10 protein-coding genes, 1 tRNA gene and 1 pseudogene are annotated in these 12,267 nt (G+C 33.7%); 5 read left to right on the plus strand and 7 right to left on the minus strand.

Going from position 1 to position 12,267, the window contains the following annotated elements; translation table 11 throughout:
* Positions 1–430 precede the first annotated feature (430 nt).
* Positions 431–685, minus strand: coding sequence for a hypothetical protein (locus AACK98_RS00725; RefSeq protein WP_339041531.1), 255 nt, complete (start codon positions 683–685; stop codon positions 431–433).
* 140 nt (positions 686–825) lie between these two features.
* Between AACK98_RS00725 and AACK98_RS00730 the strand changes: the two genes are divergently transcribed.
* Complete coding sequence (locus AACK98_RS00730; RefSeq protein ID WP_339041533.1) at positions 826–1,896, plus strand: transposase; 1,071 nt, start codon at positions 826–828, stop codon at positions 1,894–1,896.
* A 141-nt stretch (positions 1,897–2,037) separates the two neighbouring features.
* Here AACK98_RS00730 and AACK98_RS00735 read toward each other — a convergent pair.
* The 5 genes from AACK98_RS00735 to AACK98_RS00755 form a co-directional block, all read right to left on the minus strand.
* A protein-coding gene (locus tag AACK98_RS00735) for an IS630 family transposase (RefSeq protein WP_339040258.1) occupies positions 2,038–2,908 on the minus strand; the annotation gives its coding sequence in 2 pieces (ribosomal slippage) (positions 2,038–2,583 and positions 2,585–2,908; 870 coding nt in all).
* Positions 2,909–3,593: 685 nt separating this feature from the next.
* Positions 3,594–4,232 carry a hypothetical protein gene (locus AACK98_RS00740; RefSeq protein WP_339041535.1) on the minus strand — a complete coding sequence of 213 codons (639 nt, stop codon included), beginning with the start codon at positions 4,230–4,232 and terminating at the stop codon, positions 3,594–3,596.
* Positions 4,233–5,313: 1,081 nt separating this feature from the next.
* Positions 5,314–5,685 carry an IS1 family transposase gene (locus AACK98_RS00745; protein ID WP_339042481.1) on the minus strand — a complete coding sequence of 124 codons (372 nt, stop codon included), beginning with the start codon at positions 5,683–5,685 and terminating at the stop codon, positions 5,314–5,316.
* Entirely contained in the window at positions 5,589–5,972 is a 384-nt protein-coding gene (locus AACK98_RS00750) for a hypothetical protein (RefSeq protein WP_339041537.1), read from the minus strand. Before AACK98_RS00750 ends, AACK98_RS00745 begins: the two co-directional genes overlap by 97 nt.
* Before the next feature lie 240 nt (positions 5,973–6,212).
* Positions 6,213–6,437 (minus strand): hypothetical protein, encoded by a 225-nt coding sequence (locus AACK98_RS00755; protein ID WP_339041539.1) that lies wholly within the window; start codon positions 6,435–6,437, stop codon positions 6,213–6,215.
* A gap of 286 nt (positions 6,438–6,723) precedes the next feature.
* Here AACK98_RS00755 and AACK98_RS00760 point away from each other — a divergent pair.
* Both AACK98_RS00760 and AACK98_RS00765 read left to right on the plus strand, forming a co-directional pair.
* Positions 6,724–7,717 (plus strand): annotated as a pseudogene (locus AACK98_RS00760) (IS481 family transposase).
* A gap of 133 nt (positions 7,718–7,850) precedes the next feature.
* Positions 7,851–8,618, plus strand: coding sequence for an ankyrin repeat domain-containing protein (locus AACK98_RS00765; protein WP_339041541.1), 768 nt, complete (start codon positions 7,851–7,853; stop codon positions 8,616–8,618).
* Positions 8,619–9,193: 575 nt separating this feature from the next.
* Here AACK98_RS00765 and AACK98_RS00770 read toward each other — a convergent pair.
* Positions 9,194–9,270 (minus strand) — tRNA-Met (locus AACK98_RS00770).
* Positions 9,271–10,045: 775 nt separating this feature from the next.
* On the opposite strand from AACK98_RS00770, the gene AACK98_RS00775 reads away from it, so the two are divergent.
* Positions 10,046–11,659: an ankyrin repeat domain-containing protein gene (locus tag AACK98_RS00775; RefSeq protein ID WP_339041543.1), complete on the plus strand. Its 1,614-nt coding sequence runs from the start codon at positions 10,046–10,048 to the stop codon at positions 11,657–11,659.
* A gap of 48 nt (positions 11,660–11,707) precedes the next feature.
* Positions 11,708–12,223 carry an ankyrin repeat domain-containing protein gene (locus AACK98_RS00780; RefSeq protein ID WP_339041545.1) on the plus strand — a complete coding sequence of 172 codons (516 nt, stop codon included), beginning with the start codon at positions 11,708–11,710 and terminating at the stop codon, positions 12,221–12,223.
* Positions 12,224–12,267 lie beyond the last annotated feature (44 nt).

The following is a 12,267-nucleotide window of genomic DNA, read 5'->3' on the forward strand; positions in this document are numbered from 1 at the left end:
TACATCATAAAAAGCATTCTAAAGGCGCCAATTTGGAAAGGTATGACGAGTATATTCATTTATCAAGGCTCTTCTAAATTATTAGAGATAATATGAAAATTTGTGCTCGAGCTGAAAATTTAAGTTATACCTATCTATATTAGAGTATGTTATGTACTCTGTGTTTTTCTGACTAAGTACACGCGCCAAAAGTCTCAGAAATGGCATGAAATGATGTTTAGAGTGCCAAAATAGCGCTTTAAATCCGTAAGGAAATGTTATAAGTCAGCGCAAAAAACTTACGGATTTTGTGAAAGTAGTGTTTTTGCTTAGGCACAGGAGCAATGAATATATCCAAAAATTAGCGCAAGGCCGAATCCTAGGCTACTTTTTGTACATTTAACTTCTCCACAAAAAATTGATTTGCGCAAGCAAATCAATTTTTGGAGGACTAAATAGTGCTTTGCATTATAGCATCAACGGATTCTTGTTCAGTGATATAACAGAACATACATGCACTATTTAAAATAGCTTTCATATCATCATATGAGATAAATGAAAGAATTTCAGACATCATTAGTTGCTTCGACTCTTTATCATATCTAGTATTGTGTAGTATGTCTCCGATTGTCTCATGAAGTTTATTCGCATACTGAGTTTTTAAGCCATGAGGGATTTGACCATTACTTCTTAGTGTTTTTAGCATAGAGAGGCGAAGATATTGGTCATTGTCAGATGTAGAGTAGTCTTCTATATGTTCATGATTTGTATATGTAACTCACCTTACGCAAAATTGACAAAATCAGTATAAAGGTAGTAAAAGTAAGCGAAATAAAAAAATAAAGTATGTCTAAGAAAATATTGGATATATATTCAGACTATTTAATTTGTCAAAATAAGTATGCAACAGCTACTGGTTTATCAGATTTATTGTCTGGAGATATAAGCCACGACAAGATTACAAAATATCTTAATTCTGAAGATTTAGGATCAAAAGAATTATGGTTATACATCAAGCCAGAAATTAGGAAGCATGAGCTTAACAAGGGATGTGTTTTGATATTAGATGATTCAATAGAAGAGAAACCTTATACGGATGAAAATGAGATAGTAGCATGGCATCACTCTTATGCTAAAGGAAGGCATGTAAAGGGGATAAACATTTTATCGTGCTTAGTTTCGTATGGTGACGTAGTGCTTCCGTTTGGGTACGCACTCATTCGTAAAGATGTTAGTTTTTCTGATATTGAGACAGGAAAAGTACAGCGTAAATCTAGCATTAGCAAAAACCAACATTTTCGCAATCTCATAAAACGATCAACAGAGAACAAAGTGTTGTTTGAGCATATTTTAGCCGACAATTGGTTTGGTTCTAAAGAGAATATGGAATTCATAGAATCGCTTGGTAAAAAGTTTATTATAGGTATTAAATCAAATAGAATTATTGCATTATCATGTAAAGATAAAAAATTGGGGAAGTTTCAACAAATCTCATCATTAGATATGCAGGATGGAGAATCAAAGAAGGTATGGTTGAAAGGAGTATCTTTTGAAGTTTTACTAATCAAAAAAGTTTTCATAAACGAGGACGGATCAACTGGTATTCTATACCTTGCTTCTAATGATACAGAACATGATGCTGCCTATTTGTACGAAATCTATCAAAAACGATGGAGAATTGAGGAATATCACAAATCTATCAAAGAAAATACAAGCTTTGCAAAATCTCCAACGAAAAAGATGCGATCTCAAGCAAACCATATATTTGCTTCAATCGTAGCATTTTGCAAGTTAGAAATTATAAAGGTTGCCACTGCAACCAATCATTTTGCTATTAAATATAAATTGTTAGTAGCAGCGAATATAGCATCTATGAATGAATTGATAAATTTACGCAAAAATAATGCTCTTGCGTAAGGTGAGTATGTAATATGGTGAGTTATATTGGGAAAATAATGATGAAATAACAATTCATCTTCCATATTGCGTAGTATTTGCAGGATATTGATGTAATGTAGCGCTTTTGCAAAGTCATCTTGCGAAATATAGCATAAGTGACTAAGGTGCTGACAATTTAATTGTATTAAAAACAGCATCATAAAGAGTATCAAATAAATCTATAGTTTTTCTAATTTCATTTTTTATCTTAAACCAGTAATGCTCTATAGGATTTAAATCAGGAGAGTAAGTTGGTAAAAATAATATGTAACAACCCACAGATTCAATTAACTCTTTCACTTTAGGATTCTTATGGAAGTTAATGTTATCCATAACAACAGTTTGTCCAGGTTTTAATTCTTTAATTAACATCTCCCTAATATAAGCTTCAAAGACCTCTTTATTGCAATTACCCTCAAATATTACGGGAGCAATAAGATTACAATTACAAAGACCAGCTATCATACTTATTCTAGTTTTATGTTGATACACCTTTTCCCCATAGCACCTTTCTCCTAAAATACTACAACCATATCCTTTACAAGCATTATCTTCTATTCCAGATTCATCAAGATATACTATTTTATCTCTTGTGATGGTTTTTATCTTTTCAATAAATTCATGTCTTAACGGAATATCTCTTTTCGGATGAAGATGAGTTTTTTTTATAGCTATAACCAAGTTTTTTTATCGCCTGTAAGATCGTTGTAGGTGATATATTACACCACTTCTTTGCTAGTTCTTTTGATGTCATAGCAATATTTAATTCAAAAAATTCTTTAAAATCTTCTAGATTTTTGATCTTATGACTGTGACCTTTTTGATAACCACTTGCTGCTTTCAAAGAACCGTGCTTATCTTGCAGAATTTTCCACTTATAGATAGTATCACGACTCACTCTAAATAGTTTACTCACTTTAGTGATTCTTGCACCATTTTCTAATGCTTCTATTACTCTTACCCTAAGTTCTATTGGATATGCTCTTGCCATAATTTTATGCTTTTTATTTCATACTCACTTTTTATATCTTAATTCCTAACTTTTGTCAGTATCTTAGTCACTTATGCTATATCTCCGGCACTATACATAAATTCATATCTTAATGCCTTGTGCAGTTCAAATAATATATTGTGTTTAGGATTGGATCTATTGAATGAAAATGACATTTCAAATATGAATTGATTTTGTTCAAGTCTTTCGCTTAGCAGCTTATACAGCGCTGAGGCCCCGTTGATTCATATCTTGTATATCAAATGTGAAATGATAGTATTTATTGCTTGGAATCTGTTGGAAGATTTTGATAAGAAATCCTGGTTTTATAAGCAGTAGATTATTGCCGCTTAGATTGATTTTATATACTTGGCTTATTATTAAGGGCTTGTAAAATAGCTTTAAGATTTGCGCTGCTTCCAGTGTAAAATAGTTTATTATCACTTATGTTTAAATTAGATACATTGGTTTTTTCGAGTTTTTTAAAAAGTCTATGTAGGTTCTCGGTGGTAAATTGCCACAATCCGCTGTGGGAAAGATCTAAGTGTTCTACATTTGAGTTGCTAATCCAATCTAATATTGCATAGTGTATACCTCTATTATAAAGGCCTGTGTGGCTTAAGTTAAGATAATGTAAATTTCTTGTGGCATATTTTAGAGAAAAATCAAAATTTCTCAATAAAGCTCAGTTCATTTCACAAAGAGCATTAGAGCTAATGTCAATATGTGTTATTTTAGTTCCAATAGTCAGCAAGTCTAATAGTATCAGTAAGTTAGAAACATCTAGTCGCCCTAGGTGGTTGTTGGATAGGTTAATATGAGTGATATTTAAGTTTTTGAATATACTAAATATTGAAGATATATCGCCCTGATTCATATAACCAATATAGTTATGTCCTAGATCAAGAAACTTGACGCTCGAATCTTTCGTCAGCAGCAGTATTGCTCGCAATGCGTTGTTATGCTCCTTCCCAAAGTGATTGTTCCATAGGGTTAGCTTCTCTACACTAGTTTTATACAGCATATTCGACATGATTTTATATATTTTGTAGACCATGCTATTACTAATGTAACTTAACTTGTTGTGGCTAAAATCTAGTGTTTTTACAAGACCTGTTGCGACTGCAGCTTGATAGTCTGTGATTTTTTCAATCAATTCATATTTTTCGAGAGCTGCTAGATATAGTAGGTCGTTTTGCAGTCTGGGGAAAAGCTTTCTTTGTTTAGCTTCTTCTTCCTTTTGTGCCCAGAATGCGCGTTCAATGCGCGCTGTTATTTGATCTTGTGGAGATTGTCCGAAGAATTCATAGTAAGATCTTACCATATTTGCGCTCCTTCTCGGAAATTGTATTGTAATGTTTAATGCTGTTGTTCTCATTGCTTTTATAAGCAACTTATAAAATTTTAGATATTGTGAAAGAAGGTTATATCAATCTGTAGTTGTTCTTTAGTCATAAATGTTTTTCTTGTGCTAAGTCATAGGCGCTGCCTTCATAAGTCACTTGCGCAGGTCTTTTTTGCCTCATTTTCCATGCTTATACTCAATCCCCCAAATAACAGAACATTTTAGCTTCGTCTTGTTTTTAAATTTAAGTATGCTTCTGGCAGCTTTACTTCTAGTGCCGCTAAATTTAAATCCCATCTTAAATTTTCTAAAAATACGCGGCGACTATATGCTGTTATTTGAGAGATTTGGCATTACTTTGTTAATTCCTTCGCAAATATATAATATTTGATTCAGAAATTCACTAGTACTCTCAAGAATCATGCTCTTAAAATCCTCGCGCGAGCACTGACTTGAGCACAGCGCTATACAGAATAAATACCAACTTCTTTATTCATCTGAAGTATACAATATTGCTTATATTTTACTAAATAGCATGTATTGCATCGTTCAACGCATTATAATATTTTTTAATTATTCTTTATTTTTATTTATCACAAATAAATTATAGAAATGGTTGATTTTTTGCTAAATATCTTATGATATAAGGGCGAATGCCAATATGCCGCCGACATTGCAATTCATTTGCGCGAAATTTTATATAATATTACATGATTTAAAAGTTTGTAACAATTCCCTCGCGAAATAATATTATAATTATTGTTTTTTTTGCCTTATAGAGAGTAGCACGTGTTATTTAGTTATACAACGCTACACTTACAATTGTTTATTTTTGACGAATTCATAAAGTTTGGATCCATACAGCACATATGCTGATGGCGACGGATAAATAGGATGTTGTGATTGTAATCTCGTTTATTATCTATAATGTTTAGTCTAAAAGTTTGTAATTATATACAGCTTATGAGTGCGGGCGCTTTATATATTTTTTGTTTGTGTAGTGTCTGTTATAAAGCTGGAAATGTTATACATGCATCTTATGCTAAAATTATGAGAGTTTTCACATAAAGATAGATAAGAGCTGTTCTTGATATTGTTTGAATATTTGTGTAATAGTAAGAGCGCACCAAAGCTTGATGGATCCGTATACCATTGACTCTTTTTTAGAAACGGTTTTAGTGCGCCGTGTCATTCGGCCTAAATGATGTCGCGTGTTGCTATTATCTCTCTCGATACATACTGTGCCAGACTTTCCAATTGTATGACGCTCTTTGGGTAAAATTTTAGAAAAAGCATCCCAATCATCCGTATAAAAATGACATTCTTTCAGATGACTCACTTTGTTGTAGAGCTTTTGGAATGTTGCAGTATCACGATTGCCTGTAACCCAGGCAACTGTTCTCCTTGTACTACGATCAACTGCCTTAATGATCCAAAGCTTGTTTTTTTTGAACCAATAAAATGCCACATCTCGTCGAATTCCATCTCCATAATATCCGAAGAGACAACTGGCTCCTGAGTCTTGCCCATCGCCTCTACTACCCAGCGATAAATTATGGACGGTGAATGCCCTAATATCTTGCCTAACATAGAAAAAGAGCCATTACCAAGACTATATAGTATAACGCATAATGCTTTCTTAACAGCTGTTTGAGGCTTCTTGCCCAGATCGCCCTCAACAAAATTTAGAACATGATCTGCACTTATAACGCTGTACACCCCTCACAATGCCATTCTTTACAAAGACATCAGAGCAACATCCCTTACAACAAACCATAAAACCACTCTTTAGTTTTTAAAAAAGTGATCATATCATACTTCTATCTAATTGTGAAAACTCTCCAGTAATGATATAAAACCATATTTGATCGCAAGGTGACACGCGTTATTATTGTTTGTATCTAGAGCAACATTATTATCAATACCACTTTTGAGAAGTAGTCTAATAATTTCACTACTTCACCCTTCCATAGCAGAGCTTAGTATATGTCCATTTCCTTCTGATGTCGCAAATGCTTCTTTACCAAGAATGTTAAATAGCTCTTTGAAACATCTATGACTTCCACTTTTCGCTGCTAAGTGTAATAATGCTGTTTTATCAACACCATAAAATAACTTACTTAATATTCCTTCTTCGCTAAAATACTTACGTAAATATGAAATGTTATCTGTTTTTACAGTCACTTGCAGAAGATCTTGCTGCGATTTTTTTGAAATAAATTTTGCATCTTGCTCGATTAGATAATTAGTTAATAAATGTCTACCATTGCTTGCCGCGATAAAAAGACTAGATCCTCTGTCAAATGACATATTAATTGTATTAGTCGACATTTTATCTTACATTTAGTAAATTAAATTAGTTATTAAATGGAGATAAGCAATGAACTTAAATCAAAAAATCATCAAACCGAAACTAGGTTTACTTGAATTGGCAAAAAGCCTTGGTAGTATATAATCTGCATGTAAGGCAATGTGTTATAGTAGAGATAGCTATTACAGATTTAAAGAACTATATGAAACAGGAGGAGAAGAAGCGCTATGCGAGATAAGTCGCAAGAAGCCAATAATCGCTAATAGAGTAGATCCTGCAGTAGAAAAAGCAGTAGTTGATATGGCGATAGAGTACAGCATATGGACAACTTAGAGTATCAAATGAGCTGAAGAAGAGTGGTATACTTGTTTCTCCTGGAGGAGTAAGATCGATTTGGTTACGTAATGATTTGAATAATATCAATAAAAGATTGAAAGCCTTAGAAGCTAAGATGGCCCAAGATGGTATTATATTGACCGAAGCACAGCTGCAAGTACTAGAGAAACGCCGTAATGAAAAAGAAGCACATGGAGAAATTGAGACACAACATCCAGGTTATTTAGGTTGCCAAGACACATATTATGTAGGCAATTTCAAAGGGATAGGAAAGGTTTATGCTCAGGTATTTATTGATAGCTACAGTAGATTTGCTGATGCTAAACTGTATACTGACAAAACTGCGATTACTGCTGCTGATATGCTAAATGATCGAGTGTTACCATGGTATGAGAGTCAAGGGATACCGATGCTTCGTATTCTTACAGATCGTGGAGGAGAATATAAGGGAAATATAGAACATCATGCTTTTGAGTTATTTCTCAGTATAGAAGGTATAGAGCATACAACAACTAAGGCATATTCACCTCAAACTAATGGTATGTGTGAACGTTTTAATAAAACTATGAAACAAGAATTCTTTGATACAGCTATGCGTAAAAAGATTTATACATCATTGGATGACTTGCAATTAGATCTTGATATTTGGTTAGAATATTTCAACAATGAAAGACCTCATTCTGGTAAATATTGTTATGGAAAAACACCTATGCAAACTTTTTTGGATAGTAAAAAGTTAGCTGTGGAAAAGAATAATGAAATCTTGTATCTCAGTTACGTATCTGACAGTCAAAACTTAACTGACAAGCAGATATAAAATTTATAACTGTCTGTAAGATCAAATCTTGACTTCTACACTTTTTAAAGAGGCTTTGTACCACTTTAGGTAGTATTTTATATCTTATAGTTCTTCATTAAAGAGATAACGAGTTTTTAGGAGGTAATTAAAAATGGAACTACAAATTCAGGAAGACAAAATGCAGGAGATAGAAAATCTAAGAGAACAGTTAGCGGTGTTTAAAATGAACGGAGCAAATCCAATACTGACATTTGCCAATTCAACATTAGATATGGATATATTGAGAGAAGTTTTTTTGCAAGAGAAAGAACAACTGCTTGCAGAGTATAATAAAGAATATGATAAATATAATATCCTAGAAAAGATCTTTCATATGTTGCACAAGTTATTCGGATCTGAATATAAAGTACACAATATTAATGCACTTGACCAGTATGGCAACAGTGTTATGCACTATGTGTTTGGCTCGCCGGAAATTATGGATCTTGTTGTAAAACAGTGTAATACAGACATCAATGTACTGAATGTTAATGGGGAAAATGCAGCGATGAAAGCTGCTGAATATGGTAGAAAGGAATCATTTGAGTATTTGATGAAGAATGGTGCAGTTATCGATATTGTGGATAATGCAATGCATCAAAATATTTTACATAAGATCGCGATACAATTTAAGGAAAGAGATAGAGATGGACAGATGTATGCGGTAAATATTCTTTCAAAAGAAAAAGGGATTTTGGAACTTTTGCAAGCAAAAGATAAAGATGGAAAAACTCCATTGAATTATGCGCAGGAAAACCACTTAGCAGCCGAGTTATCAGATAAATTTACAAAATTGCTGAAAGAACATAAGCTTGCTTTTGGTGATCATACAAAGAGTTTAGAGAAGCGAGATAACCTTCCATCTAAAAGATCAGTTTAATCTTGCGTGATTTGTCGGTAGTAGATAGTATGCGCCAAAAAGTCTCGGAATAAGCATGAAAATGTTACTTGGAGCGCAAAAATAGCGCTTTAAATCCGTAAGAAAATGTTTTGATAAACGTAAAAACCTTACGGATTTTGTGCAAGCGGTGTTTGCTTAGGCGCATGAGTAATAATATAGCGCGAGTTGCCAATTAAAATTGAGCCCCTAAGGTACTAATTACAGGCAATACGGATCAATAGATCTTTCATAAAATCATCGACAAAACAGTACGTTTATGCAGAAAACCTCTTTCATATGTTATTTTTGTTCATTTGCAAAACACTCAAGTCACATATAGTGCGCTAAAAATCGACCATACAGCAATCAATTAATTGGCAACTCGCGTTAATATATCCAAAAATTAGCACATGGCTAAGTCCTGGGCTAATTTTTGCACATTTAACTTCTCAACAAAAATTGATTTGTTTGCGTATATAAATTTTTAGCGGATAGAATACCTAAACACTGGAGATGCTCTGCTCAACATAGAAAGCACAATATAGATGAATTTTTGAGCTTTGATGGAAAATTAATGGTTGCGGGGGCAGGATTTGAACCTACGACCTTCAGGTTATGAGCCTGACGAGCTACCGAGCTGCTCCACCCCGCGTCAATAGAAATGTTTTGTCTCTAATCAAAGGAACAAAGCATAAAAAGGTGAACACCGAATGTGGAATCTAGCACAGCGCTATATATATTGTAAAGGGTTATTTGAGTTTTACTATATATATTGAAAATTTCCTTTGCTACCAAGTTACATAATTTGCAGAGCAAATTAATAACATCTCTTAAATTTATAATCATTGTTATGATGAATTAATAATGGGATTTGGCATTCCCACTAAAGCAGTATAAAAGAGTCCTGCCATTCAAATTCTCGCGCATGCACTTACTTAAGGCAGTGCCTAATCTTACATCTTCTATATATCGCAAATTTGGATTGTTTGCTTCACATAACAGTCGTGGGATATACATGGGAATTTCAAAAAGTCAGATGTTTTCAGTATATATTTTGTTGGTTATAGGTGCATTGCAAAGCTGATTTGCGATAAATCATAAATCTTATCATTATACTATATAGATAAACATGCTAGAAGATCACATTGCATTGTAATATAACGCGAATTATCTTGTTTTATTGTTAATTATTTATTTTATTGCTCGTTTCTTTTTGTTATGAGATGTTGTATGTGTTGATAGGCTTAAAAAGCCTTATATATTAGATATGGTAGTCTTTTTCTGAAAGCTTTTGTATGCTCTGCGTTTTTGTGCATTTGCTTGATGCAGACTCTGATTCACTTCGATAATTTAGCAGGAAGCTTTGGAAATTTTACAGTCATTAAATTTTTCATTTTAAAAATTATAAAAACTATAGGAAGTACTTTATGAAAGATGAAAATATGTTGAGTGATTTAGTATATCAGCAAGCATACAGCGCAGCTAAAGAAAATGCAGAGGCTCTAAGCAAATTGATACAAGAAGATAAGGAGGAAGTGAAGAAATTGCTGAATAAGCAGGATGATTCTGGTAATACAATACTGCATATTGCGGCACAGTATAACGCAAAGTCGCTAGAATGTCTAATGTATGTATTTAAAGACGATGCATACAAAAGCCTAATTGAAGTGAAAAATAACAATGGCAGAATAGCGTTACACTTGGCTGCTGAGCGTAACTCAGATTCGCTACAACTCTTGATAAATTTGTATGGAAATCAAGTGCTTGAAGTGAAAAATAGTCACGGCAGTATAATTCTGCATATAGCAACGGCTTACGGGAATATAGAAGCAGTAAAGCTCTTGATAAGAGAATTCCAAGAGAAAATGGTCGAGGTGAAAAATAATTATGGCAACACAGCACTGCACAGTGCTGTTAATAATGTAGCTGCACTAAAGTTGTTGTTTGAGAAGTTGTGGGAATTTAAAGAGAAATTGCTTGAAGTGCGAAACAACTACGGTGACACAGTTCTGCACTATGCTATTCATAACCAAGAATCACTAGAATTCTTGATGACAGTATTTGGGGAAAAAGCGCTTGATTTAAAAAATAACTATGGAAGAACAGTGCTGCACTTGGTCGCAGAGTATAAAGCACAGTCGCTAAAAGCTTTAATAGATACTTTTCCAGAAAAGGTAAAAAGATTACTAAAAGAAGTAGATAATGATGGTAACACAGTACTGCACTTAGCTGCTAAGAATGCAGAATCATTGAAGTTCTTGATAGATGAGTTTCAAGATGAAGTGGTAAGGTTGCTTACTGTACAAAATAATCGTAACAGCACTGTACTGCAAGCAGCTGCTGCTCATAATACAAAATCACTAGAACTTTTTATACAAAAATTCGGAAATCTAGTTATACAGGTGCAAAATAGCAGTGGAAGTACAGTGCTGCACTATGCTGCCGCTAATAATAAAGATTCGCTAGCACTTTTGATAGAGATGTTTCCAGATGAAGTAGAAAATTTACTTAGCGCAAGAGACATCTATGGAAACACAGCGCTGCAATTAGCTGTTACTTATAATGCAGAATCACTGCCATCTTTGACAGGTAGATTCCTTGCTCAAATGCTAAATATGAAAAATGCTCGCGGTGATACAGTGTTGCACTTTGCTGCTGCTAATAAAAACTCACTAGAATATTTGATGAGTATGTTTCAAGAGAGCTGGCTTGCAGTAAGGAATATCAATGGTAGCACAGTGTTGCACATTGCCGCCTTTCAGAGGCCAGACTCACTAGAATATTTGATAAAGACTTTTTCAGGCAAAGTAAAAGACTTACTCGAGATTAAAGGTAGAGATGGTCAAACAGCACTACACTTGGCTGCTCAATACAAGTCAAAATCACTAGAATACTTGGTGAATGTATTTGGAGATAAAGTATTTGATTTGAAGGATAACAATGGTCGCACAGCACTTCATGTCGCCAATGCAGACTCATTACAATTCTTAGTGCAGAAATTTGGTGATCGAATAATTGAGGTGAAAAATAAGCATTGGTAATACAGTGCTGCACTATGCCGTTGCTTACATAAAGATTCACTAGCAGCCTTGATAGAGAGTTTTCCAAACGAAGTAGAAAGATTACTTGATGTGCAAAATAATTATGGTATCACAGCGCTGCAATTAGCTATTACTTATCATGCAGAATCACTAAAAGTTTTGATGACAGAGAGATTCGTCCATAAAATGCTAAATATACAAAATGTTCGTGGTGATACAGTGTTGCACTTTGCTGCTGTTAATACAGAATCACTAAAAATTTTGATGAATATATTTCAAGAATACGGGCTTCAAATAATAAATAACGATGGGAGCACAGTGCTACACTATGCTGCCGCTCTAAATAAAAATTCACTAGCAGTCTTGATAGAGATGTTTCCAAATGAAGTAAAAAGCTTGCTTAGCAAAAAAGATTTTCATGGACACACAGTGTGGCACTATACTATCAATAATAAAGATTCGCTAGCACTCTTGATAGCGAGTTTTCCAAACGAAGTAGAAAGCTTGTTTAACGAAGTGTATCATTCAATCGCTCCAAATTTGCGTCAGCTAATAGATAATTGAGAGTTTTCACAATTAGATAGAAGTATGATATGATCACTTTTTTA

This window comes from Candidatus Lariskella endosymbiont of Hedychridium roseum (assembly GCF_964020185.1).
In the GTDB taxonomy this organism is placed as follows: domain Bacteria; phylum Pseudomonadota; class Alphaproteobacteria; order Rickettsiales; family Midichloriaceae; genus Lariskella.

Bases quoted from the DNA above. Each gene is read 5' to 3' on its own strand.
- AACK98_RS00725 (WP_339041531.1), bottom strand. From the start codon at position 685: ATGCTAAAAACACTAAGAAGTAATGGTCAAATCCCTCATGGCTTAAAA.
- AACK98_RS00730 (WP_339041533.1), top strand. From the start codon at position 826: ATGTCTAAGAAAATATTGGATATATATTCAGACTATTTAATTTGTCAA.
- AACK98_RS00740 (WP_339041535.1), bottom strand. From the start codon at position 4,232: ATGGTAAGATCTTACTATGAATTCTTCGGACAATCTCCACAAGATCAA.
- AACK98_RS00765 (WP_339041541.1), top strand. From the start codon at position 7,851: ATGGAACTACAAATTCAGGAAGACAAAATGCAGGAGATAGAAAATCTA.
- AACK98_RS00775 (WP_339041543.1), top strand. From the start codon at position 10,046: ATGAAAGATGAAAATATGTTGAGTGATTTAGTATATCAGCAAGCATAC.